This is a genomic window from Williamsia muralis (assembly GCF_002735905.1).
In the GTDB taxonomy this organism is placed as follows: Bacteria; Actinomycetota; Actinomycetes; order Mycobacteriales; family Mycobacteriaceae; genus Williamsia; species Williamsia muralis_A.
Genome location: NZ_PEBD01000010.1, coordinates 809,596 through 834,293 on the forward strand (window position 1 = coordinate 809,596; position 24,698 = coordinate 834,293).

22 protein-coding genes and 1 pseudogene are annotated in these 24,698 nt (G+C 65.2%); 20 read left to right on the top strand and 3 right to left on the bottom strand.

Annotation, left to right across the window (positions count from 1 at the left end):
- The first annotated feature begins 29 nt into the window (after nucleotides 1-29).
- The 9 genes and pseudogenes from CSW57_RS17415 to CSW57_RS17455 all read left to right on the top strand — a co-directional run bounded on the left by CSW57_RS17415 (nucleotide 30) and on the right by CSW57_RS17455 (nucleotide 10,199).
- A pseudogene (locus CSW57_RS17415) lies at nucleotides 30-1,717 on the top strand (SulP family inorganic anion transporter).
- 326 nt (nucleotides 1,718-2,043) lie between these two features.
- Nucleotides 2,044-2,418 (top strand): 30S ribosomal protein S12, encoded by a 375-nt coding sequence (gene rpsL, locus CSW57_RS17420; RefSeq protein ID WP_023956148.1) that lies wholly within the window; start codon nucleotides 2,044-2,046, stop codon nucleotides 2,416-2,418.
- Nucleotides 2,418-2,888, top strand: a complete 471-nt coding sequence (rpsG, locus tag CSW57_RS17425; protein WP_023956146.1) for a 30S ribosomal protein S7 — start codon at nucleotides 2,418-2,420, stop codon at nucleotides 2,886-2,888. Before rpsL ends, rpsG begins: the two co-directional genes overlap by 1 nt.
- A 68-nt stretch (nucleotides 2,889-2,956) precedes the next feature.
- Nucleotides 2,957-5,062, top strand: coding sequence for an elongation factor G (fusA, locus tag CSW57_RS17430; RefSeq protein WP_023956144.1), 2,106 nt, complete (start codon nucleotides 2,957-2,959; stop codon nucleotides 5,060-5,062).
- A gap of 157 nt (nucleotides 5,063-5,219) precedes the next feature.
- Nucleotides 5,220-6,410, top strand: a complete 1,191-nt coding sequence (gene tuf, locus CSW57_RS17435; protein WP_023956142.1) for an elongation factor Tu — start codon at nucleotides 5,220-5,222, stop codon at nucleotides 6,408-6,410.
- Nucleotides 6,411-6,559: 149 nt separating this feature from the next.
- The gene (locus tag CSW57_RS17440) at nucleotides 6,560-7,897 is read left to right on the top strand and encodes a cytochrome P450 (protein ID WP_099383908.1); all 1,338 of its coding nucleotides are present in this window, start codon (nucleotides 6,560-6,562) and stop codon (nucleotides 7,895-7,897) included.
- A gap of 77 nt (nucleotides 7,898-7,974) precedes the next feature.
- Nucleotides 7,975-8,892 (top strand): hypothetical protein, encoded by a 918-nt coding sequence (locus CSW57_RS17445; RefSeq protein WP_099383909.1) that lies wholly within the window; start codon nucleotides 7,975-7,977, stop codon nucleotides 8,890-8,892.
- A gap of 96 nt (nucleotides 8,893-8,988) precedes the next feature.
- Entirely contained in the window at nucleotides 8,989-9,606 is a 618-nt protein-coding gene (locus CSW57_RS17450; protein ID WP_099383910.1) for a ClpP family protease, read from the top strand.
- Nucleotides 9,603-10,199, top strand: coding sequence for a ClpP family protease (locus tag CSW57_RS17455; RefSeq protein WP_099383911.1), 597 nt, complete (start codon nucleotides 9,603-9,605; stop codon nucleotides 10,197-10,199). Before CSW57_RS17450 ends, CSW57_RS17455 begins: the two co-directional genes overlap by 4 nt.
- A 25-nt stretch (nucleotides 10,200-10,224) precedes the next feature.
- Here CSW57_RS17455 and CSW57_RS17460 read toward each other — a convergent pair whose 3' ends face one another.
- Nucleotides 10,225-10,653: a helix-turn-helix domain-containing protein gene (locus tag CSW57_RS17460; protein WP_099383912.1), complete on the bottom strand. Its 429-nt coding sequence runs from the start codon at nucleotides 10,651-10,653 to the stop codon at nucleotides 10,225-10,227.
- A gap of 252 nt (nucleotides 10,654-10,905) precedes the next feature.
- On the opposite strand from CSW57_RS17460, the gene CSW57_RS17465 reads away from it, so the two are divergent.
- The 6 genes from CSW57_RS17465 to CSW57_RS17490 all read left to right on the top strand — a co-directional run bounded on the left by CSW57_RS17465 (nucleotide 10,906) and on the right by CSW57_RS17490 (nucleotide 17,923).
- Nucleotides 10,906-12,672 carry an N-acyl-D-amino-acid deacylase family protein gene (locus CSW57_RS17465; RefSeq protein WP_223249402.1) on the top strand — a complete coding sequence of 589 codons (1,767 nt, stop codon included), beginning with the start codon at nucleotides 10,906-10,908 and terminating at the stop codon, nucleotides 12,670-12,672.
- A complete protein-coding gene (locus tag CSW57_RS17470; RefSeq protein ID WP_099383914.1) occupies nucleotides 12,673-13,269 on the top strand; it encodes a TetR/AcrR family transcriptional regulator in 597 nt (198 codons plus the stop codon).
- A 7-nt stretch (nucleotides 13,270-13,276) separates the two neighbouring features.
- Nucleotides 13,277-14,248, top strand: coding sequence for an o-succinylbenzoate synthase (locus CSW57_RS17475; RefSeq protein ID WP_099383915.1), 972 nt, complete (start codon nucleotides 13,277-13,279; stop codon nucleotides 14,246-14,248).
- Between the two features lie 77 nt (nucleotides 14,249-14,325).
- A complete protein-coding gene (locus CSW57_RS17480; RefSeq protein WP_099383916.1) occupies nucleotides 14,326-15,663 on the top strand; it encodes a cytochrome P450 in 1,338 nt (445 codons plus the stop codon).
- The gene (locus tag CSW57_RS17485; protein WP_023956124.1) at nucleotides 15,663-16,289 is read left to right on the top strand and encodes a TetR/AcrR family transcriptional regulator; all 627 of its coding nucleotides are present in this window, start codon (nucleotides 15,663-15,665) and stop codon (nucleotides 16,287-16,289) included. Before CSW57_RS17480 ends, CSW57_RS17485 begins: the two co-directional genes overlap by 1 nt.
- 26 nt (nucleotides 16,290-16,315) lie before the next feature.
- Nucleotides 16,316-17,923, top strand: a complete 1,608-nt coding sequence (locus CSW57_RS17490) for an AMP-binding protein (RefSeq protein ID WP_223249327.1) — start codon at nucleotides 16,316-16,318, stop codon at nucleotides 17,921-17,923.
- Between the two features lie 637 nt (nucleotides 17,924-18,560).
- On the opposite strand, the gene CSW57_RS17495 is transcribed toward CSW57_RS17490, so the two are convergent.
- Both CSW57_RS17495 and CSW57_RS17500 read right to left on the bottom strand, forming a co-directional pair.
- Nucleotides 18,561-20,021, bottom strand: coding sequence for an amino acid permease (locus tag CSW57_RS17495; protein ID WP_099383917.1), 1,461 nt, complete (start codon nucleotides 20,019-20,021; stop codon nucleotides 18,561-18,563).
- A gap of 9 nt (nucleotides 20,022-20,030) precedes the next feature.
- The gene (locus CSW57_RS17500; protein ID WP_143696562.1) at nucleotides 20,031-20,903 is read right to left on the bottom strand and encodes a universal stress protein; all 873 of its coding nucleotides are present in this window, start codon (nucleotides 20,901-20,903) and stop codon (nucleotides 20,031-20,033) included.
- A gap of 185 nt (nucleotides 20,904-21,088) precedes the next feature.
- Between CSW57_RS17500 and CSW57_RS17505 the strand changes: the two genes are divergently transcribed.
- From CSW57_RS17505 to CSW57_RS17525, 5 genes are read left to right on the top strand one after another with little or no spacing between them, the layout of a single operon-like run.
- Nucleotides 21,089-21,736, top strand: coding sequence for a hypothetical protein (locus CSW57_RS17505; RefSeq protein ID WP_223249328.1), 648 nt, complete (start codon nucleotides 21,089-21,091; stop codon nucleotides 21,734-21,736).
- Nucleotides 21,733-22,227: a hypothetical protein gene (locus tag CSW57_RS17510; protein WP_099383919.1), complete on the top strand. Its 495-nt coding sequence runs from the start codon at nucleotides 21,733-21,735 to the stop codon at nucleotides 22,225-22,227. Before CSW57_RS17505 ends, CSW57_RS17510 begins: the two co-directional genes overlap by 4 nt.
- Nucleotides 22,224-22,862, top strand: a complete 639-nt coding sequence (locus tag CSW57_RS17515; RefSeq protein WP_143696563.1) for a hypothetical protein — start codon at nucleotides 22,224-22,226, stop codon at nucleotides 22,860-22,862. The genes CSW57_RS17510 and CSW57_RS17515 overlap by 4 nt, the downstream gene beginning before the upstream one ends.
- Nucleotides 22,859-23,449, top strand: coding sequence for a hypothetical protein (locus CSW57_RS17520; RefSeq protein WP_099383921.1), 591 nt, complete (start codon nucleotides 22,859-22,861; stop codon nucleotides 23,447-23,449). Before CSW57_RS17515 ends, CSW57_RS17520 begins: the two co-directional genes overlap by 4 nt.
- A gap of 46 nt (nucleotides 23,450-23,495) precedes the next feature.
- Nucleotides 23,496-24,698 (top strand): NAD(P)/FAD-dependent oxidoreductase, encoded by a 1,203-nt coding sequence (locus tag CSW57_RS17525; protein WP_099384572.1) that lies wholly within the window; start codon nucleotides 23,496-23,498, stop codon nucleotides 24,696-24,698.

Consider the following 24,698-nt stretch of genomic DNA (forward strand, 5'->3'; position numbering starts at 1 on the left):
CGGCCCGAGATGGAGTCGTGGGAACCGCCTTGACGGATGTATTCGCCCGCTTACCCGGGGTCCGACCGCGCGGCAGTATCGCCGGGAGTAGCTGCGTCCCGACATCACCGCGGGTCTGGTGTTGACCGCGCTGCTGATCCCGGCCGGGATGGGTTACGCAGAGGCGGCAGGGTTGCCCGCGTATGCCGGCCTGTATGCCACCATCGTCCCGCTCCTGGCGTATGCGGTGGTGGGCCCGTCGAAAATCCTTGTCCTCGGGCCGGATTCGTCGCTCGCGCCCCTGATCGCCGCGGCGGTGGCGCCGTTGGCGGTGACCGGCGACCCGGAGACCGCGCTCGCCCTCGCCGGAATCCTCGCTGTCCTCGTCGGTCTCGTCTTGCTCGTCGCCGGTTTCCTTCGGTTGGGGTTCGTCACCGACCTGTTGTCGAAACCCATCCGGCTCGGATATCTGAACGCGATCGCGCTCATAGTGGTCGTCGGCCAGTTGCCGAAACTGCTCGGCTTCTCCGTCGATGCCGACAACCTGATCGAGCAGGGATGGGACACCGCGCACGCCGCACTCGGCGGCGGCATCGACCTCGTCACCGCCGCAATCGGTTTCGGCTCATTGGCGATCATCGTCGTCTTCCGGCTCTGGATGCCTCGCGTGCCAGGGGTTCTCGTGGCCGTTGTGGCAGCGATCGTCGTCTCCGCGACCCTGGGCCTCACCGATGACGTCGGGATGGTCGGCGCCTTGCCCGACGGCATGCCGTTGCCGTCGTTCGGGGGAGTCGGCTGGTCGGACGTGGCCGAACTCGTCGGGCCCGCAGCCGGCATCGCGTTGATCGCTTTCGCCGACACCGGTGTCCTGTCCCGCACGTTCGCGGCCCGCCACGGCGAAGAGGTGAACGGGAGCACGGAGATGAAGGCAGTCGGCGTGGCCAACATCGCCGGCGGCCTCTTCAGCGGCTTCCCGATCTCGGCGAGTGGATCACGCACCCCCGTGGCCGAGCAGGCCGGGGCCAAGACCCAACTCGCCGGAGTCGTCGGGGCACTCGCCGTGCTGGTCTTCGTGCTCGCGGCTCCGGGCGTCACCGCTTACCTGCCCGATGCCACGCTCGCCGCCGTGGTGATCGTGGCCGCCACCGCTCTGGTCGACGTGAGCGGCATGATCCGGATGTTCCGGATGAGCAAGATCGAGTTCGCTCTCGCGGTCGCGGCCTTCGTGGGCGTCGCGCTGGTCGGGGTGCTCGAGGGTGTACTGGTCGCGATCGGCCTGTCCTTTGTCGCCGTGGTCGCGCGGGCCTGGCAGCCCTATCGCACCGAACTCGTCCAGGTCGCCGACCGCCCCGGCTTCCACGACATCGCGCGCCACCCTGGCGGTCGCCGCATCCCGGGTCTTGTCTTGGTCCGCTTCGATGCACCGCTGTTCTTCGCGAACGGCGGCATCTTCGACGACTACGTCCGGTCGGTGGTCTCGGCGGCCGACGACCGGGTCGACTGGGTGATCGTGGCGGCCGAACCGGTGACCGGCATCGACACCACCGCGGTCGACGAACTCATCGATCTCGACACCTACCTGGCGAGCAGAGGCATCCGGCTGGTCTTCGCGGAGATGAAGGGGCCCATGAAAGACAGGCTCATCCGATTCGGCCTGGGAGACAGATTCGGTCCCGACCGTTTCCAACCCACGATCGAGGCCGCGGTGGACGCGTTCAGGGGCCGCGATGGCCGTTGAGTGCTGCTTACGAACAGGCGACAACCTGCAGGATCGTTCCGGTCTGCGGCCGTGCCGGACGATTTTGACCTGCGGTCGCACGGTCGGTAGAGTTGACCGCTGGTGCCCGGCCTCCGCCATATTCTAGATCGGCCGGGTCCATCTGCGTGCCTTCAACTGCCGCTTCGGGCAATTTCGACACGCCCGACCAAGGGGTAGGGAAGGCCACACCTGACCAGGGCGTTTGCCCCGGTGGGGCGTACTGCGGAAGAACCGATCTCATCGGACTTGCCCGGAGCAGAAACCGCAGCAGAGACGAAGAACGCCAAACAAAGGAAGAACTCTCAGTGCCAACTATCAACCAGCTGGTCCGTAAGGGCCGCCATGACAAGCCTGCCAAGCAGAAGACGGCAGCGCTGAAAGGCAGCCCGCAGCGACGCGGCGTGTGCACTCGCGTCTACACAACCACCCCGAAGAAGCCGAACTCGGCGCTCCGGAAGGTGGCACGTGTTCGTCTCACCAGCTCGGTCGAGGTGACCGCATACATCCCCGGTGAAGGCCACAACCTGCAGGAGCACTCGATGGTGCTCGTTCGCGGTGGTCGTGTGAAGGACCTCCCGGGTGTGCGTTACAAGGTCATCCGCGGCTCGCTCGACACCCAGGGTGTCAAGGCCCGCAAGCAGGGTCGCAGCAAGTACGGCGCGAAGAAGGAGAAGGGCTGATGCCACGTAAAGGACCCGCACCCAAGCGCCCCCTGATCAACGACCCGGTCTACGGCAGCCCCGTCGTGACCCAGCTGGTCAACAAGATCCTGCTGGACGGCAAGAAGTCGACGGCCGAGCGGATCGTCTACCAGGCCCTGGAACAGGCTCGTGAGAAGACCGGCACCGATCCGGTCGTCACCCTCAAGCGCGCGCTGGACAACGTCCGTCCGGCCCTCGAGGTCAAGAGCCGTCGCGTCGGTGGCGCCACCTACCAGGTGCCCATCGAGGTCAAGCCGGGCCGTGCGAACACCCTCGCGCTGCGTTGGTTGGTGACCTTCAGTCGCCAGCGTCGCGAGAAGACGATGGTCGAGCGTCTCGCCAACGAGCTGCTCGACGCCAGTAACGGTCTCGGCGCCGCAGTCAAGCGCCGCGAGGACACCCACAAGATGGCCGAGGCCAACCGGGCGTTCGCGCACTACCGCTGGTGACAACGGGCCGCCGGCCCTCCAGGCCGGCGGCTACCACAACTTTCAGGCAATACAGAGTGAGGAATTAAGTGGCACAGGAAGTGCTCAGCGACCTCAACAAGGTTCGCAACATCGGCATCATGGCTCACATCGATGCCGGCAAGACCACCACCACCGAGCGAATCCTCTTCTACACCGGCGTCAACTACAAGATCGGCGAGACGCACGACGGCGCCTCGACGACCGACTGGATGGAGCAGGAGAAGGAGCGGGGTATCACCATCACCTCCGCTGCGGTGACCTGTTTCTGGAACAAGAACCAGATCAACATCATCGACACCCCCGGGCACGTCGACTTCACCGTCGAGGTGGAGCGAAGCCTGCGAGTGCTCGACGGTGCGGTAGCGGTGTTCGACGGTAAAGAAGGCGTGGAGCCGCAGTCCGAGCAGGTCTGGCGGCAGGCCGAGAAGTACGAAGTCCCCCGTATCTGCTTCGTCAACAAGATGGACAAGCTGGGCGCCGACTTCTACTTCACGGTGCGCACCATCGAAGAGCGTCTCGGTGCCAAGCCGCTGGTTCTCCAGCTGCCGATCGGTGCCGAGGACGACTTCGACGGTGTCGTGGATCTCATCGAGATGAAGGCGATCACCTGGCGCGGCGTCGTGCCGACCGGTGCCGAGCCGACCATCGAGGAGATCCCGGCCGATCTGCTGGAGAAGGCCAAGGAGTACCGCGAGAAGCTGATGGAGACGGTCGCCGAGACCGACGAAGCGCTCCTCGAGAAGTACTTCGGTGGCGAAGAGCTCAGCATCGCCGAGGTCAAGGCGGCCATCCGTAAGCTCACCGTCACCCGTGAGCTGTACCCGGTGCTGTGTGGCTCGGCGTTCAAGAACAAGGGCGTGCAGCCCATGCTCGACGCGGTCATCGACTACCTGCCCAGCCCGCTCGACGTTCCCTCTGTGGAAGGTCACGCGGTCGGCAACGAAGAAGAGATCCTGTCGCGCAAGCCGTCGTCCGACGAGCCGTTCGCGGCGCTGGCATTCAAGATCGCCTCGCACCCGTTCTTCGGCAAGCTGACGTTCGTGCGTGTGTACTCCGGACACATCACGGCAGGCACCGGCGTGCTCAATGCCACCAAGGGCAAGAAAGAGCGCATCGGCAAGCTGTTCCAGATGCACGCCAACAAGGAAATGCCGGTCGAGGATGCCACGGCAGGCCACATCTACGCGATGATCGGCCTCAAGGACACCACCACCGGTGACACCTTGTGCGACTCGAATGCACCGATCGTCCTGGAATCGATGAGCTTCCCGGACCCGGTCATCAACGTCTCGATCGAGCCCAAGACCAAGTCCGACCAGGAAAAGCTGGGTGTCGCCATCCAGAAACTGGCCGAAGAGGACCCCACGTTCTCGGTCAAGCTGGACGACGAGACCGGCCAGACCGTCATCGGCGGCATGGGCGAGCTCCACCTCGACATCCTGGTCGACCGCATGAAGCGCGAGTTCAAGGTCGAGGCCAACGTCGGTAAGCCCCAGGTGGCCTACAGAGAGACCATCCGCAAGACGGTCGAGAAGCACGACTACACCCACAAGAAGCAGACCGGTGGCAGTGGCCAGTTCGCCAAGGTCATCGTCAAGCTGGAGCCGTTGGTGGATGCCGAAGACGGCGCCACCTACGAGTTCGTCAATGCCGTGACCGGTGGTCGCGTCCCGCGTGAGTACATCCCCTCTGTGGATGCCGGCGCCCAGGACGCGATGCAGTACGGCGTGCTCGCGGGCTACCCGCTGGTCAACTTGAAGTTCACTCTGCTCGACGGCGCCTACCATGACGTCGACTCGTCGGAGATGGCGTTCAAGATCGCCGGATCGGCTGCGATGAAAGAAGCAGCCAGGATGGCGGGCCCGGTGATCCTGGAACCGTTGATGGCCGTTGAGGTCACGACGCCCGAGGACTACATGGGTGACGTGATCGGCGACCTCAACTCACGCCGTGGTCAAATCCAGGCCATGGAAGAGCGCAGTGGCGCCCGTGTCGTCAAGGCACTGGTTCCGCTGTCGGAGATGTTCGGCTATATCGGAGACCTCCGGTCGAAGACCCAGGGCCGGGCAAACTACTCCATGGTGTTCGACTCGTACGCTGAAGTACCGGCGAACGTGTCGAAGGAGATCATTGCCAAAGCAACGGGTGAGTGATCACTCTCCCGTCGCCTCGGCGATAGCGCCACCGGCGCACAGCAGATAAGAATCGCTTGCCGGCGGGGGACGTGAGTCCCTTGCCGTGCAAGAACTAAACACCCAGTGAAACCCGGAAGATTCCGGTTCACGACAACAAGTCCAGGAGGACAATCAAGTGGCGAAGGCGAAGTTCGAGCGGACCAAGCCGCACGTGAACATCGGCACCATCGGTCACGTCGACCACGGCAAGACCACGCTGACGGCGGCCATCACCAAGGTGTTGCACGACAAGTTCCCGGATCTCAACGCGAGCTTTGCGTTCGATCAGATCGACAAGGCTCCGGAAGAGAAGGCTCGTGGTATCACGATCAACATCTCGCATGTTGAGTACCAGACGGAGAAGCGTCACTACGCCCACGTCGATGCTCCTGGTCACGCGGACTACATCAAGAACATGATCACCGGTGCAGCCCAGATGGACGGCGCCATCCTCGTGGTCGCCGCCACCGACGGCCCGATGCCGCAGACCCGCGAGCACGTGCTGCTCGCGCGTCAGGTCGGCGTGCCTTACATCCTGGTCGCGCTGAACAAGGCCGACATGGTTGATGACGACGAGATCATCGAGCTGGTCGAGATGGAGGTGCGCGAGCTCCTCGCTGCACAGGACTTCGACGAAGACGCTCCTGTCATCAAGGTCTCGGCCCTCAAGGCGCTCGAAGGCGACCCCGAGTGGGTCAAGACCGTCGAAGAGCTCATGGACGCTGTCGACGAGAGCATCCCGGAGCCGGTTCGTGAGACCGAGAAGCCCTTCCTCATGCCTGTGGAGGACGTGTTCACGATCACCGGTCGTGGCACCGTCGTCACCGGTCGTGTGGAGCGTGGCGAGGTCAAGGTGAACGAGGAAGTCGACATCGTCGGCATCCGCGAGAAGAGCACCAAGACCACCGTCACCGGTATCGAGATGTTCCACAAGCTCCTCGACTCGGCACAGGCGGGCGACAACGCCGGTCTGCTGCTGCGTGGTCTGAAGCGCGAAGACGTCGAGCGTGGACAGGTTGTCATCAAGCCGGGCACCACCACCCCGCACACCGAGTTCGAAGGACAGGCCTACATCCTGTCCAAGGACGAAGGCGGACGGCACACCCCGTTCTTCAACAACTACCGTCCCCAGTTCTACTTCCGTACAACTGACGTGACGGGCGTTGTGACCCTGCCCGAGGGCACCGAGATGGTCATGCCCGGTGACAACACCGAGATGTCCGTCAAGCTGATCCAGCCGGTCGCCATGGACGAGGGCCTGCGCTTCGCGATCCGTGAAGGTGGCCGCACCGTCGGTGCCGGTCGCGTCACGAAGATCAACAAGTAAGCAGTACAGAACAAACGGGAAAACGCCCGACCCCATCTGGGGTCGGGCGTTTTTTTGTGTGCCGGGGCCGATGGATACGTGTGACGTGGTTTACAAGTAACTCCGCCAAAGATACGGTTATAGAAATTCGTTTCTTCGGAGGTCGACGTATGCCCACCAAGTTCTCGCAGATCCCTTCCGGGAGTGGCCTCAAAGAGGTCCCCTTCTCGACGCGCAACGGCGTCATGGAGGTCCTGGCCATGCGCCACGACCCGTTCAAGCAATCGGATGAACGGCACGCCAAGTACGGGCGGGTCTCGGGTATCAACGCATTCGGGCAGAAGATCGTCATCGCTTCGGGCCCCGACGCCTGCGACGAGATCCTGATGAACAAGAAGAAAGCCTTCGCGAACGGACCGGCGTGGACCTATCTCATCGGGCCGTTCTTCAACCGTGGCGTCATGCTGCTGGACTTCGACGAGCACCGCCACCACCGGCTCATCCTGCAGCAAGCGTTCAACGCCAAGGTCTTACGCGGATACATGGACGCGATGCAGCCGATCATCCGTGACCGGGTCGCACAGTTCCCGACGGGAAAGGTGCTGCTGTTCCACGAGTTCAAGGCCCTGACCCTCGACGTCGCACTCGAGGTGTTCCTCGGGATGGAGTTGCCCAAGGACGAGGCTGACCGGCTCAACAAGGCCTTCCTGGAGACCGTGCAGGCAGGCGTCGCGGTGATCCGTAAACCGGTCCCCGGTACCCGGTGGTGGAAAGGTCTCCGCTCACGAAAGATCCTCGAAGAGTTCTTCTACAAGCACATCCCCGCCAAGCGGGCGACCGAGACGCCCGACCTCTTCTCCGTGCTCTGTCACGCCGAAAGCGATGAGGGACACAGCTTCACCGACGAGGACGTCGTCAATCACATGATCTTCGTGCTGATGGCCGCCCATGACACCTCCACCATCACGATGACCCAGATGTGTTACCGCATGGCCAAGTCGCCGCAGTGGCAGGTGCGCGCCCGCGAGCAGTCCCGCGAGCTGGGTTCGGAACTGAATTACGACGACCTCGCCGCGCTGACCGACCTCGACCTGATCATGAAGGAGTCGCTGCGGATGTGCACCCCGGTCCCGGCGCATCCCCGGATGACCGTGCAGGACACCGAGATCCAGGGCTACTACCTTCCCAAGGGGACCATGGTGACGGTGCCCAGCATGATCAATCACCTCGACCCCGAGTACTGGAAAGACCCGTGGACCTTCGACCCCGAGCGCTTCAGCAAGGAGCGGGCCGAGGACAAGGTGCATCGTATGGCGTGGAGCCCGTTCGGCGGCGGCGTGCACAAGTGCATCGGGCTGTACTTCGGCCAGATGGAGGTCAAGACGATCATGCATCAGCTGTTGCGCAACTTCGAGTGGTCGGTGCCCGACAGCTATGAGATCCCGATGAACTATGCGTCGTTGCCGATCCCCAAGGACAGTTTCCCGGTCACGCTGCGTCGGTTGTGATATCTATTCACCTCGACAGCCGGTGACAGTTGGGGCCGAGAACCGCGCCCGGGCCGGCGGGGTGAGGGTGCCACAGCATGAGCTTCTTCGGACAGGGTGGTAGTAACCGCGAACCGAGTTTCCTACGGACGTTCGTGCCGATCCTGCTGTTCACGCTGCTCTGCGGAATCGTCGGTCCGATCTTCCTGGTTGCGTATTTTCTCATCGACGACCCGCTCACCGGCTGGATGTTCTACGCGGGTCTGGGAATCACGGTCGCAGACGTGGTCATCGGATACTTTGTCGCACAGTCGCTCTACCGTCGCCGACGCAAACGGTACAACCTGGAACAGAACGGCAGGTTCGGCATCGGCGAGGTGCGCTCGGTGGACCAGACCAACGTGCGCATCAACGGACAGCCGATGATGAAGATCTCGCTGGCCATCTCCGGCGACGGCATCGCCCCGTTCGATGCGACCAAACGCGTGGTGGTGCCGTTCATGTTCTTGCCGGCTCTGCGGTCGCACAGGGTTGCGGTGCTCGTCGACACCTACTCGGGTGAGTTCGACATCGACTGGCAGCGCACAGCACTGCTGGCCGGGACGTCGCCCGCGCGCTTCACCGACACCGAAACCGGCGAGGAGTTCGATCTGTCCGGCAAGAGTGATGCCCTGATCGAGATCATGAGGGTCTTCGCCGAGAACAACATCCCGTTCGGAGGCAGGGTGGACCTGCGATCGAATCCGGTTGTGCGTGACCAGGTGATGGACATCGCGCGACGTCACGGACGTCCGGACGGGTTCGCCCAGCAGGGGCCGCCGGGCCGTCCGACATCGGGGCGTCCGGACATGAGCAAGCCGGCCGCGGCTTCGTTCACGCACCCACCGGCCGCGGCGCCCGGTCCACCACGCACGCCTGGCCAGCGGCTGGCCGAACTCGAGTCGATGCGTGCGGCGGGCACCATCAGCCTCGACGAGTACCGCGCGGTCCGTACCAGGATTCTCAACGATTTCTGACGTTTGCGTTGCTGCCGTGGGCGGAACCGCTCAGGGCTGATCTGCCCTGGGCAGCAACATCTTTCGCTTGCCCCGGGCTGGGTTCACAGTGGGGTCATGAGTGACAACTACGCACCTCCGGCCATCATCGACGACGAATTGCAATCGCGGCTCTTTCACCAACGGGTGATCGTGCTCGGCGATCAGCTCGACCAGAAGCTCGGCAACAGGCTGTGCAGCCAGCTGCTCTTGCTGTCGGCCGACGATTCACGCAAAGACATCAGCTTCTGGATCAACTCGCCTGGGGGATCGGTGCCGGCGATGCTCGCGATCATGGACGTCATGCGGGCCATTCCGAACGACGTCAGCACCCTTGCCCTCGGAATCGCCGCCAGCGCCGGCCAATTCCTGTTGTCGGCAGGGACGCCGGGCAAACGGCATGCGCTGGCGCATTCCCGGATCTTGATGCACCAGGGTTCGTCCGGCATCGGTGGAACCGCGGTCGACGTCGAGTTGCAGGCCGACGATCTGCGGCACACCCGCGACACCGTGCTGGCGTTGATCGCCGAGCACACCGGACAGCCCCCCGAGAAGATCTGGAACGACTCGCTACGGGACCGGTGGTACACGGCGGAGCAGGCAGTCGAGTACGGATTCGTGGACCGCATCGCCGACGGTGTCGCGGACATCTATCCGGCGTCGGCCCGCCCGGTTGCACTGGGGGGCGTCCGATGAGCACGTACACGGTGCCGTACGTGGTGGAGAAGACCGCAGCAGGGGAGCGTTCGATGGACATCTACAGCCGACTTCTCTCCGAGCGGATCGTCTACCTGGGCACCGAGATCGACGACGGGGTGGCCAACGTACTCATCGCGCAGTTGCTGCATCTGGAGTCCGACAGCTCGGAGATGCCGATCAACCTCTACATCAACTCACCCGGCGGGTCGCCGGCCGCGATGCTCGCCGTGTACGACACGATGCAGTTCATCCGGCCCGACGTCGCGACGACCTGCGTCGGTCAGGCCGGTGGTCCCGCCGCGGTTCTGCTCGCCGGAGGTGCGGCCGGACAACGATCCATCCTCCGGCACGGCCGAGTGGTGTTGCACCAGCCGTCGATTCAGGGTCAGGGGTCGATTCCCGACCTGATCATCCACGCCGACGAGGTGGTTCGCGTACGTGCCGAACTCGAGGAACTTCTGGCGCGGCACACGGGTAAGGACCTCGACGCCCTCCGTCACGACACCGACCGTGAGCTCATCCTGCCCGCGGCGGCCGGCGTCGAATACGGGTTGGCCGACCAGGTCCTGGAGTACCGGCCGATGCGGTGACCCCTACGGAATGCCGACGGCCAGGTCACGACGCCAGACGCAGGTGAGCACGGCCCGAAGATGAGACCGGCCGCGACACCGGGGAGGAGGTCCGGGGGAGTCCGTCCACCGCGATGGCCTGGCCGGCTGCATCGTGTGTGGCCCGCTCGATGATTGCGGCGACGCCTTTGGTGATGTCGAGAAGTGTGAGGCCGAGGGCGCCGGCGACCGCCGAGAGGATCTCCGACGACGGCTCTTTGCGTCCGCGCTCGATCTCGGACAGATATTGGGGCGAGACACCGGCTTCGGCGGCAACCCCGGTGAGGATCCGGCCCTGCTCCCCGCGGACATCACGCAGGTACGTCCCGAGGATGTCGCGCCAGAGCGGCTCGGGTTCCTGCGGTTGTTCGCGAGGCCGTGAACGGGCACGGAGGTCGGCGGACGTGGTGTCGGTGATGGTGAGACTGCGGCCCATCTACCGAACGTAGATCGACGGGCGGGCCGTTGCACCGCGAATCTGCTCAGAGCAGAAGGAGCGGTCGGTGTCTGGCCCCGGTTGCATGCAGGCACCTGTTGCAAAGCGAGAACCAAGAATTAGTTCGCGAGTGGCCACTCTCTATGTTATCGTTGCCATAGGTAGTGATGGAGGTCACACATGAGTCTGCAGGCGGACACCACGGCACCGGTCGACGACAACGGACATACGGGAGACGATGCCCCGTACGACATGGTTGTCCGCGGTGGCACCTGGTTCGACGGCACCGGTCAGCCAGGCCTGCGCCGCGACCTCGGAATCCGGAACGGCAGGGTTGTCGCCGTCTCCGCCACACCTCTGCCCGCCGGGCCCGACACGCAGCTGATCGACGCAGCCGGTCAGTGGGTGATGCCCGGATTCATCGACGTGCACACCCATTACGACGCGGAGGTTCTGGTGGCGCCGGGTCTCGGTGAGTCGGTGCGTCACGGCATCACCACCGCGATCATCGGCAACTGTTCGCTGTCCACCGTGTACACGACCCCGGTCGACGCCGCAGACCTGTTCAGCCGGGTCGAGGCCCTCCCGCGCGATCACGTGATCAAGGCGCTCGAAGGCGGCAAGACGTGGACCGATCCTGCGTCCTACGTCGCGGCCATCGAAGAACTGCCATTGGGCCCGAACATCGCCGCCTTCCTCGGTCATTCCGACATCCGGACCGCCGTGATGGGGCTCGGTCGCTCCACCGATCGGTCGCACACACCGAGTAGCGCCGAGATGGACGCCATGCTCGAGGCGGTCAACGACGCGCTCGACGCGGGATTCCTCGGGGTGTCGGGAATGACCAACCCCTGGGACAAGCTGGACGGCGACCGCTACCGATCGCGGTCACTGCCCTCGACCTATGCCCACTGGAGCGAGCGCCGCAAGATCAACAAGGTACTGCGACAACGTGATCGGGTATTGCAGACCATCCCCAACCTGAACACCAAGTACGACATCCTCTTTTTCCTCGCCGGGAGCACCGGGCTCGGCCGCAAGCCCCTGAAGACCTCGGTTCTGGCGGCCGCCGACGCGAAGTCGGACCGGTGGGTGCGGCGCATCTTCGGGCCGATCGCGACAGTGGCCAACAAATGGGGTCGGGGCGCTCTGCGCTGGCAGCATCTGCCGGTGCCCTTCCAGGTGTACAGCGACGGCATCGATCTCGTGGTGTTCGAGGAGTTCGGTTCGGGCCGTGCGGCACTGCACCTGCGCGAGGAGATGGGCCGTAACGAACTGCTGGCCGATCCCGAGTATCGGCGGTGGTTCCGCAAAGACTTCGAGAAGAAGTTCAGCTCGCGCATCTGGCATCGCGACTTCGACGATGCCGAGATCACCGAGTGCCCCGACGAATCCATGATCGGTAAGACGGTGGAAGAGGTGGCCCGCGAACGCGGGGTCCACAGCACCGACATGTTCCTCGACCTCGTCGTGGAATACGGTACGAAGTTCCGCTGGCGCACCGTGATCACCAATGACCGTCCGGAGATCGCCGACTGGTTGATCAATCAGAACGGTGTGACCATCGGCTTCTCTGACGCCGGTGCGCATCTGCGCAACATGGCGTTCTACAACTACGGGATCCGTTTGCTGCAACGCGTGAGAGACGCCGAACACGGCTCGCGCACACCATTTCTCACCATCGAGGAAGCGGTGCACAAACTCACCGGTGAATTGGGGGAGTTCTACGGCCTCGACGCCGGGTTCCTGCGTGAGGGGGACCGCGCCGATTTCGTGGTCGTCGACCCGGCGGGACTGACCGACCAGACCAAGGAATACGCTGAGGCAACCATGACCGAATTCGGGGGGATCAAGCGCATGGTCAATCGTAATGACGACGCAGTGTCTGCGACCGTGGTCGGCGGCCGGTATCTCTACGGTCGCGGCAACTTCGCGCCGGGTTTCGGCACCACGGTCCAGGCCGGCCAGTTCTTGCGTGCGGGGGCGCGCGGGACGGTACGAGAGAGGTCGACCGCGTAGATGGGAGAGGCACGCCGTACCCAGGAGCAGCGCCGGACGGCAACGATGGCGCGGCTGGTGGATGCGTGTGTGGAGTCGCTGTGCGAGCTGGGATATCAGCGCAGCACCATCAGCGAGATCTGTGCGCGCAGCGGAGTGTCCCAGGGTGGGCTGTTCCGGCATTTCCCGACTCGGCTGGACCTGGTGATCGCGGCCGCCGATTCGGTGCGTGCCCGACAGTTCGAAGCCTTTTCGCAGAGTCTGGCGCTGCTGGGAACGGGTACCTTGGCGGACTGCCTCGTGCTTGTCCGGCAAGCGTGCCGGGCGCCCATCAACGGTGCCTGGTACGAACTGCTGATCGCCGCGCGGACCGACGCGGGGCTTCGGGATCGGCTCGCCCCCTTGCTTGCCGAGTACCACGATCAGATAGCTCAGTTCGCGCGGACGGTCCCCGCCGTGCAGGGATTGCCCGACGGGCAGGTCGAACTCGTGGCGCTCACCATCGTCAATCTCTTCGATGGGGAAGCCGTTGCGGCGGCGGTCAATCCGCAGCCAGAGTTGGAGCAGCAGAGGCTCGAACTGGTACTCGGCTGGTTGGCCGGGGCGGCAGATCGGTGAATCGTTCATGACGATCCCCTCCGCGTCTCCGGTCCCGTCTTACGAGGAGATCGCAGAGTCGGCCGTGGTGGTGGCGTTGCCCATGCGCATGCGGTTTCGCGACATCACCACTCGTGAGGTGATGCTGTTCCGGGGTCCGGCCGGATGGGGTGAGTTCGGTGCCTTCGTCGAGTACGACGACGCCGAATCGGCCGCCTGGCTGGCGGCGGGTATCGAAGCCGCCTACCTCGGACCGCCACCCGCGGTGAGGGATTCGGTTGCGGTCAACGCCACCGTTCCGGCGATCCGGGCCGACCAGGTGGACGAGGTGTTGGCCCGATATCCAGGGGCGCACACGGCCAAGGTCAAGGTGGCGCAGGAGGGGCAGACGCTCGACGACGACGTCGCACGCGTGGAGGCCGTCCGGTCCCGCATTGACCATGTCCGGGTGGACGCGAACGGTAAATGGACTGTGCAGCAAGCGATCACAGCGATCCGCGCGCTCGGTGAGCTGCAGTACGCGGAGCAGCCCTGCGTCACCATCGACGAACTCGCTGCCGTCCGGGCCGCCGTCGACACCCCGATCGCGGCCGACGAGAGCATCCGGCGCGCCAGTGACCCTCTCAGGGTCATCGCCGCCGGCGCCGCCGACGTCGCCATCCTGAAGGTGGCCCCGCTCGGCGGCATGCGACGCGTGCTCGATCTCGCCGGCCGGATTCCGATACCGGTGGTCATCTCCAGCGCCCTCGACTCCGCGGTCGGTATCTCCGCCGGAGTGGCCACCGCCGTCGCGTTGCCTTCGGCACCCCCTGCCTGTGGGCTCGGCACCGGCGGACTGTTCGTCACCGACGTCGCCGATCCCTTTGTGCCAGAAATGGGTTCGCTCAGTCCCCGACTGGTCGACATCGATCCGACCGTGCTGCCCCTGGCCGGAGAGGACAGGCGGGACTGGTGGCTGGAGCGTCTGCGTCGCTGCCTGGCGGTACTCGCCGACAACTGAAAACCGCAACCGACTGTGCCTGGACACCGCCAGAAGATACAATTCTGCGAAATCGTTCCAACAGCGGAGGTTCAGCAATGTCGGTCATCCTGGCGGAGGCCCCATCGGGCAGCGGTCTGAAGTCGATCGAGGGTTCCGACACCAACGGAGCGATCCAGATCCTGAAGATGCGCCGCGACCCGTTCGCCTTCAGCGACGCCCAGCAGGCGGCATTCGGTCGTGTCTCCTTCATGAACGCCTTCGGGCAGAAGCTGGTCACCTGCCGCGGACCCGAGGCTGCCGATCAGATCCTGATGAACAAGGACAAGGCGTTCGCGAACGGGCCGGCCTGGAGCTTTTTCATCGGCCCGTTCTTCAATCGCGGTGTGATGCTGCTCGACTTCGAAGAGCACCGCCACCATCGGCTGATCCTCCAGCAGGCTTTCACCCAGCCCGTGCTCAAGGGCTACATGCAAGAAATGCAGCCGATGATCGTCGAGCGAATCAAGCAGTTCCCCGTCGGCGAGGTCAAACTGTTCAGCGAGTTCAAGGCACTCACCCTGGACGTGGCCCTCGAGGTCTTCATGGGTCTGGAACTGCCCAAAGAGGAAGCCGACCGCGTCAACAAGGCGTTCATCGACACGGTCCGCGCAGGAGTCGCGCTGGTTCGTCGGCCGGTCCCCGGTGGTCGCTGGTGGAAGGGGCTGCGGTCACGCAAAGTCCTCGAAGAGTTCTTCATGAGCCATATCGCCGCCAAGCGGGCGGGGGAGTCGCCCGACCTGTTCTCGGTGCTGTGCCACGCCGAGAGCGAGGAGGGCCACCGGTTCACCGACGAAGACGTGGTCAACCACATGATCTTCGTGATGATGGCCGCCCACGACACCTCCACCATGACGATGAGTCAGATGGCTTACCGCATGGCCAAGTCGCCCGAGTGGCAGGACCGTGCCCGCGCCCAGTCCATGGAACTCGGCGCCGAACTCGGCTACGACGACCTGGCGAAGCTGACCGATCTCGACCTGATCATGAAGGAGTCGCTGCGCATGTGCGCTCCGGTTCCCGGGCAGCCGCGGATGGCGATCAAGGACACCGAGGTACTCGGGCACTACGTGCCCAAGGGTTCGATCGTGTCGGTTCCAGGGCTGACCAATCACTACGACGCCGAGTACTGGTCCAACCCGTTCGTCTTCGACCCCGAGCGGTTCACCAAGGAGCGCGCCGAGGACAAGAAGCACCGGATGGCCTGGATGCCCTTCGGCGGTGGCGTGCACAAGTGCATCGGGTTGTATTTTGGGCAGATGGAAGTCCGGACGATCATGCACCAGTTGTTACGCGGTTTCGAGTGGTCGGTGCCGCAGGACTACACGATGCCGATGGATTTCAGCTCGCTGCCTGTGCCCAAGGACAAGCTGCCCGTCACCATGCGGCGCGTGTGATGGCGCGGTCGTCGAGTCCCACCGAAGAACGGGCATCATCGTCGCGCAAGGTGCGTAACACGGCATCGCCGCGTGAGCAAGAAGACGCCATCCTCGAGGCGGCGCGAGGCGAGTTCGAGGACAACGGCATTCGCCGTACCGGCGTCGACGACGTCGCCAAGCGCGCGGGGGTCAGCCGCAGCACCCTCTATCGACGGTTCCCGAACAAGGAGGCGCTGCTGCTCGGCGTGGCCGAACGCATCTACCTCGACGGAATGATGTTGCTCGAGCAGGCCACAGTCGGCCATGGACCGCAGGAAGCGGTCGTCGAGGCGTTCCTCGCCGGTGCGCAGTTGGTGAACAACGATCCGTTGATCCGCCGCATGATGGTCGACGAACGCGACGCACTCAAGGGCATCACCAACTCGGTGACCGGTCTGTTCATCGAAATCGTGACCGGACGGATCATGAAGACGTTGCGGGCGGCCGGCGCGAAGATGCCCGATGAGGATCTGCACGCGGTCACCGAAATCCTTGTCCGGCTGGTGATCTCGTACCTCGACACCCCGGCGATGGATGAGAGCAGATCGGAGCCCGAAGCGGTCCGTGACTACGCGCAGCGCTATCTCGCGACGATGGTGTGGTGAGGCGTCGCGTGTCGAAGGTGAACCATGTGCGTACCGAGTTGGCGGCGGTACGGGAACTGAGGCGCGCCGGTGCGATGCCGGGTGTTCGTCAACTGCCGCAGGTCGCCAGGCTGCGTCGTGCGGCAGGTGAAGCCGCGGGACCCGCGATCTATGCGGCCATCCACGGCAATCGGGTAGCGCTGATCGACCTGCAGGGGCCGGTGACGTACAGCGAATTGGCCGCGATGTGCAACGCGGTGATGAACGGCCTGGGTGCGGTCCTGCCAGGTCAGGGCCGTCCCACCGTGGGAGTGATGTGCCGCAACAGCCGCTTCGCGGTGATCGGTTTGCTCTCCGGCATCGGACTCGGTGCACGTGTGGTGCTGCTGAACACCGATCTCGGCGCCAAACAGATGGCGGAGGTGACCGCTCGCGAGAAGGTCGACGTGATCCTGCACGACGCGGAGTTCGCCGGTGTCCTCGATTTGGTCGACCACAGGGTCCGCCGGTACGTCGCCTGGGCCGACCAGGCTGAGGGTGAGCCAGGACCCGAAACACTCGACCACCTGATCGCGTCGAGCTCGACCGAACTGCCGCGGGCGCCTCAGCACCAGTCGTCGCTGGTGATCCTCACCAGCGGCAGCACCGGAGCGCCGAAGGGCGCGCCGCGCGATGGCGCAGTGTCGATGTCGCTGCCGGCCGGGTTCGTCTCCAAGATCCCGATCCGCGGCTCCGACACCGTGCTGATGTCGGCGCCGGCGTTCCACGGCTGGGGCTTGCTTGCCACGATGGTGTGCCTGCTGACCGGCGCGACCGTGGTCATGGACCGGCGGTTCCGGGCACCGGAGTCGCTGAGTCTCCTGGTCGAACACCGTTGCACCGCAATGATGGTGGTCCCCACCATGCTGCGCCGGTTCATGGACCTCGACGAGGAACAGCTCCGTCGCATCGACCACGGCCGGCTCCGGATGATCGCTTCGGGCGGCGCCAAACTCGACCCATCCCTGGTGCGTGCCGTCGCCGAGCGGTTCGGGCCGGTACTGCACAATCTCTACGGCGCGACGGAGGCTTCGTACGTCACCATTGCGACCCCTGACGACCTCGCGGCCGAACCGACCACCGCCGGGCGCCCACCGCTGGGTGTCGAAGTGGCCATCATCAGAGACGGTGCTCGGGTACCGCCGGGGGAGTCCGGGCAGATCTTCGTGCGGTCGGGCAGCCAGATCAGCAAGTACACCAACGGCACGAGCAAAGAGACACTGCACGGGATGTTGAACACCGGGGACACCGGACGTCTCGATGCCGCGGGAAGGCTGTTCGTCGAGGGCCGCAGTGACGGGATGATCATCTCCGGCGGCGAGAACGTCTTCCCCGAAGAGGTGGAACTGGCGCTCGGCAAGCATCCCGACATCGTCGACGCCGCAGTTGTTGCCGTCCCCGATCAGGACTTCGGCCAACGACTTCGGGCATTCGTGGTGCCGCGTGACGGTGCCGACGTGGCGGCCGCCGACGTGAAGACCTACATCGGTACCGAGCTGTCGCGGTCGCGAGTTCCTCGTGACGTCATCGTGGTTCCTGACCTGCCGCGTGGCGCACAAGGCAAGGTCACAAAAACCACACTCGACGCGCTGGCAGAGGAACACAACACGGCGTAGGTCGGTAGGCCGTGCTTGATGTTCTGGTTGTTGCTCGGTCTGTGGTGCGTGCGTGTGCGGGTTTCGCGAGCGGGCCCGTGGCCCCGCGTGCGACTTTCGTCGTTGCTCGGTCTGTGGTGCGAGCGTTTGCGAGTTTGGCGAGCCGTTAAACGACTTCGCGCGGCGTCCCGATCTGTAGTGCGAGCGTGGGCGAGTTTCCCGAGCTGCCCCGCGGCCCGACGTCCGATTCTCGTCGATGCTCGGTCTGTGGTGCGAGCGTGTGCGGGTTTCGCGAGCGGCCCCGTGGCCGGGCGTGCGATTCTCGTGGTTGCTCGGTCTGTGGTGCGTGCGTATGCGGGTTTCGTGAGCTGCCCCGTGGCCGGGCGTGCGACTCTCGTGGTCGCTCGGTCTGTGGTGCGTGCGTTCGCGAGTTTCGTGAGCTGCCCCGTGGCCCGACGTGCGATTCTCGTCGTTGCTCGGTCTGTAGTGCGAGCGTGGGCGGGTTTCGTGAGCGGCCCCGCGGCCCCGCGTGCGACTCTCGTCGTTGCTCCTCCCGCAGACCGAGCGTCGACGAGTCTCCCGAGCCGACCCGCGGCCCCGCGTGTGCGAATCTTGCGAACGCTGCGCTCCGCAGACCGAGCGTCTACCAGAAACCCGATCATCCACCCAGCGGGTCAGAGGTCACGTTGAGCCTGGAGTGCTTACGGCCGTAGATGAGGTAGTAGCAGATCACCACCGACACCCACAGTCCGAAGAAGACGAAGGTGTACCAGTGCAGTCCCCACAGGATGTACATGCATGCCGCGATGGCCAGAACCGGGGTGACGGGATAGAACGGGACCTTGAACGGCCTTTCCAGATTCGGCTCGCGGCGGCGCAGGATGATCACACCGAGGCTGACGACGGTGAAGGCGGTGAGCGTGCCGATCGACACCATGTCGATCAGGTAATCCAAGGGGATGAAACCGGCCATCAGTGCCACGACGACGGCCACCACAACCGTGTTGTTCACCGGCGTCAGCGTCGTGGCGTTCACCCGCGTGAAGAACTTCGGGAGCATGCCGTCGCGGCCCATCGCGAACAGGATGCGGGTCTGTCCGTACAAGGTGACCAGGGTGACCGAGAAGATGGAGATGACGGCACCCGCCGACAACACGATGGACGGCCAGGTCGACCCGGTCACGTCCTCGAGGATTTGGGCCAGGCCGGCCTCCTGGCCCTTGAACTTGTCTGCCTGCTGGGCGCCGACTGCGGCAAGCGCGACCAACACGTACACAACGATGACGGTGATCAACGCGGCCATCAGGGCCCGGGGCATGGTGCGCTGCGGGTCCTTCACCTCTTCGCCTGCCGTGGACACGGCGTCGAGTCCGATGAACGAGAAGAAGATGACGCCTGCTGCGGCGGTCACGCCGTTGGCGCCGTCGAGGAAAAACGGGCTCATGTTGTCGGTGTTGAAGGCGGAGAATGCGACCGCTGCGAACAGGGCCAGCACCGACAACTTGATGGCCACCATGACCGCGTTGGCGCGGGCGGACTCGCTGGCTCCCCGGATGAGGAGAACCGCGCAGAGGGCCACCAGGATGATCGCGGGCAGATTGACCACACCGGGGTTCTCGTCCCACGGGGCCGCGCTGAGCGCATGTGGGATCTCGGGTAGGTGGATGTAACCGAGGAGTGCGTTGAGATATTGACTCCAGCCGACGGCGACCGCGGCGGTCGCCACCCCGTACTCGAGCAGCAGACAACCTGCGACAGCCATCGCGACAACCTCGCCGAGCGTCGCGTAAGCGTAGGAATACGTCGACCCCGACACCGGCACCGACGACGCCATCTCGGCGTAGCAGATCACCGCGAGACCGGCGGCGATGCCGGCGATGAGGAATGAGATCACCACGGAGGGCCCGGCATCGGGCACGGCCTCGCTCATCACGAAGAAGATGCCGGTCCCGACGGTGGATCCGATACCGAAGCACGCCAGCTGTGTGGTGGTGATGGTGCGTTTGAGGCCGGTGTCCGCTTCCACGAGGTAGCCGGTGGGAACGGGTTTTCGGCGGAACAGGGTGGAGACGGTCAGTGGTGCTTCGCCGGCGGAGGCCGGGTTCTTGTTGACATCCATGTGGGTACCTCAGCCGGGGAAGATGATTGTGGGAACGGTCGCGGCAGCGATGATCTTCGCCGCTGTCGACCCGAGGAATACGCGTTTGACGGAGTCGCGAGGGGTCGTGCCGATGGTGAGGATCTCACCGTGCGGCCATTCGATGCCGTCGAAGGCCGCGTCCCAGTTGTCGCCGGTGCTCACCAACGTCCGGACGCTGTCGTCGATCACGTTGCGGTGCACCAGCTCTTGCATCGACGCCGCCATCTGCTCGCGCCAGGCCTGCATGATGCCGCGTTCGGCATCGAATCCGACCTCGGGCGGGAACATGTCCGCCGGCCGAACCCCGAACGTCGCCACGCGTAGCGGGACGGAGAGTCGTGCGGCGAGATCACGTGCCGAGACGACCACGTCTTCGCCGCGTGAGTCGCCGGAGTACGCGCAGGTGACACCGGTGATGGCGGTGCAACGGTAGCCCCTCGGGGCGAGCGCAAGCGGTACGGAGCTGGAGTGCATCAGGCGACTGGTGGTGGCACCGAGCGACATTCGGCCGTCGTCGTCGCCGTGTGTGGTTCCGAGCACGAGGACGTCCGCGTCCAGGTCGTCGAGAGCCGCATGCAGTGACTTGGACACCGAGCCTTCACTGATGCGGCGAAAGCTCACCGTGGTGCCCGGTGCGCGGGTCCGCAGGTGAGTTCGGGCGGCGGCCTCGGCGTCGTCGCCGTAACGCTGTGCGTACTCGGCGAACTCGGCATCGACGCGGGCCATCGATGGTGTCCTCCACGGCTTGGGGGTGGCGATCACCAATACCAGGCTGGTACCGAGCGCATCGGCGAGGCCGGACCCGAGCTCGATCGTCTCATCGCCTCCGCGCCCGGGCTGATATCCGACGACAACGGTCACTGCAGGGGCCGTGCTGGGTTCATACGTCCGCCTCTTCCGATGATCTCCACGTTCACCCCCGCAAGGAATGTAACCGACCCCGGCGCACCCTGTCGGAATGTCGGGCGGACCGTTCTTGCCGACCGACACGCGCCCGGCGGGCAGAAGCAGGACCCGGACGGTGGCGGGGTCTCTAGGATGAACCGGTGCTCAACGCCCGCGCACTGCTGTCCGCCACTCCGGCGGAAGAGCGTGCCCTCATCGCGAAGGACCGTGCTGCACGGGCAGATCTACGCGCGGCGGAGTCGGCCCTGGCCGCGCTGGAGGTGGAACTCGGCGAGCGTGACCCGATTCGATCGCCGGTGTGGTTCCGGATTCTCGTCGCTGCGGTCGCGCTGGCGGCCGTGGCAGCTGTCGCCGGCGGGTACCGATACGTCACCGCCGACAGCGGGTTCAGTGATGCCGACTACCAACGGGCCGCGCGTGAACGCGTCGAGCTGCTGCTGACTCCGGCTGCCGGCGATGCCGCCGGACGCAGCCGGAAGATTCTCGCCGGGTCCACGGGGACGTTCCGGGACGAGTTCGCCCAATCCGCCGATGCTTATACGAGGTTTGTGCAGCAGATCGGCGCCCAGGCGGCGGGAACCGTTGACGGCGTGGGTATTTCGTCGCGATCGGGCGAGCGGGCGACTCTGCTGGTCACGGCTGCGATCGCCACCCGTACCGAGGTCACCGACGATCCCGCCAACACCGATCCGGGCGGCGGACCGGACGATCGGCGGTTCCGCATCCAGGTGGACGTGGTTCCGGAGGACGGGTCCCTGAAGATCTCGGACCTGGAGTTCTTCCCGTGAGCGTCGGTGCTAAGCGCAGTTCGCCCACCGTTGTCTGGGCCGGGCTGGCGGCCGCGGTGCTCGCGGTGGTCCTGTGCGCCGGTGCTCTCACCTGGGCGTGGCAGGTTGACGGCGACGACGACCGGCTCGCAGCCAATCGCAGCCAGGCACAGCAACAGGCCGGACCGTTGGTGGCTCAGGTGTTCTCGTTCGCACCTGACACCTACGCGCAGGACCGTGAACGGGCGCGCTCACTGGTGACCGATGAGTTCGCCGAGCAATATGCGGCGTCGCTCGATCCGGCGGCGGTGCCCGACTACTCGGTGAGCTGGACGCCGATCGAGACCGGGATCTCCGACGTCGGTACCGATCATGCCGAGCTCGTGGTGTCGGCCGAGGTGGCCCAGACACGCACGGGCACGGACCCGGCGAGGTTCGTCAAGGCAGTCGAGGTTCGGCTGGAGAAGGTCGGCGGCGACTGGAAACTCGCCAGGGCGGACGAGGTGCTGTGAGCGCGCGGACCACAGCCGGCAGTGCGGAGGAGGCGGGCGGGGGCTCTACTCGGCTTCGATTTGCGCTCGAGCGTGTCGCGGAGGCGCGGGCGGCCGCCCACAGCGCTAGGTCTGCTGCGGCGCCCGCATACGCCGCGCGAGACCGACGACGCCGTGGCCGGCTCGCTTTTGCAGGCGGGTGCGCGGCCGCCGTCGCCGTCGTATTGCTGATCGCAGCAATCGTTCTCGCCGTGCAGCACCGCGCCGCCGAGCAGGACCGTGCCCGCGACTCCGCCGTCCTCGACGACACCCGATCGGCGATCGCGACCCTGCTGACGATCGATCCCGCCGAACCTCAGCGGTTCCTCGATGAGGCGCTCGCCGTGACATCCGGTGAGCAACATCAGCGGCTCGTGGACGCACGGCCCCAGGTACTCGAACTCGTCGGTCAACTCGAGGCACCCAGTACCGGCCAGGTGCTCGCCGCCGGCATCACCGGCGACGTCGACGACGACACCGCCCGTGTGTATGTCGTTGCCGAGGGCACGAACCCGGCGCTGCTCGGTGCCGGTGCGGGCCAGAATCGGGTGGCTCTGGTGGCCACCATGAAGGCCGACGAAGGTCGCTGGAAGATCGATCGGACACAGCTGCAATGACAAAACACGACCCGACCGAGCGCGACATGACCGGGCACGACATGAACGGGCCCCGCCACACCCCGCCGGCGTCGCGCCCCGAGCATCTGGGGCGGCGCCGAAAAGCGGTCGCGGCAATTCTGGGCCTCGCCCTCATCGTGCTGCTCACCATCGCCGTCGTGGGGTTCATCGGCCCGCAGACGCGAGGTGACGAACGCGAGGGGCAGCGACGCGAGATTCAAGCCGCCACGTCGGACGCGGTCAGCGCTTTGATGACGTTCACTCCGCAAACGCTCGCCGATCAGCAACAGATGGTGGGACCCCGGCTCACCGGCAGGCTGCTGCTCGATTTCCGAAGTAGAGGGCCTGCGGTGGTACTGCCGGCGGCCGTGGACCTCGGTGCCCAGATGTCGGCCCAGGTGGTGGCGACGGCGGTGAACCGGATGGACTCCGACAGCGCCCGGGTACTGGTGTTCGTCAACCAGGACATCACCGTGCCGACCGCCGACCCCGCTCAGCAGGTGGTGGCTGTCTCGCGATGGGCCGACATGCGTAAGGTCGACGGCAATTGGCTGCTCGCCGGGCTGCAACCGGTGGGACCGGGCTGAAGATGTCGAATCAATGTGCAGGCCGTATCCAGGATGTGAGGTGGCGATGAGCGCCGCGATCGTGATTGTCGGAGCCGGGCTCGGGGGAGCCCGACTGGTCGAAGATCTCCGTAATGAGGGATACGACGGGGACCTCGTACTGATCGGCCAGGAAGAGCACCCGCCCTACGACCGTCCGCCGCTGTCCAAGTCGGTGCTCATCGGCGATCAGGACCGGGTCGACCTCAAGCCGGCTGAGTTCTACGACGACAAGAAGGTGGACCTGCGCACCGGAACCCGGGTCATCGCAGTCGATCCCGCGTCGCACACGGTCACCACCGAACCGGTCGGCGGCGGCGCGGCCGAGACCCTCTCGTACGGCACGCTCGTGCTGGCTACCGGTTTGAACCCGCGCACCCTGCCGTTCGCCCGCGGGAAGGCGGGCGTGCACGTGCTGCGCACGGTCGACGACGCGCTGGCACTGCGTTCGGAAATCGACGGCGCGCGCACAGCAGTGGTGGTCGGTGCCGGCTTCATCGGCTGCGAGGTCGCCGCCAGTCTGCACACCCGAGGTCTCGACGTCACCGTGGTGGAACCGGCCCTCGCGCCCCTCGCGGTTGCGCTGGGTGAGCAGGTGGGCGCGATGGTCGGCAGGATCCACGCCGAACGCGGTGTGGAGATCAAGACCGGGATCGGCGTCTCCGACATCGTCGGCGATGACAAGGTCAGCGCCGTCACTCTCGCCGACGGCACCGAATTACCCGCCGACATCGTCGTTCTCGGCATCGGTTCGACGCCGGTGATCGACTACCTCGAAGGTTCGGGTATCGCGTTCGCCGACGGCGGGGACGGCGGTGGTATCGCGTGTGACGAGACCGGACGAACCTGTGCTCCCGACGTGTACGCCATCGGCGATGTTGCCAATTGGCGTGACGCACAGGGCAAACCGTCGCGGGTCGAGCACTGGAACAATGTCATCGAGCAGGCGGCAAAGGTGGCGTACACGATCCTCGGCACCGAGGCCGATAACCCGCGGCCGTTTGTGCCCTACTTCTGGAGCGACCAGTTCGACATCAAGGTCCAGGCACTTGGCCACCCCTCACCGGGCGACGACGTGCACGTGATCTCCGACGACGGAACCAAGTTCGTGGTCTATTACAGCCGTGACGGGCTGCTCACCGCCGTGGTCGGGGCAGGCAAGGCCGGAGCGGTGATGAAGATGCGTAACAAGCTGCTCGCCCACGCGCCGATCTCCGACGTCCTGGGGTGA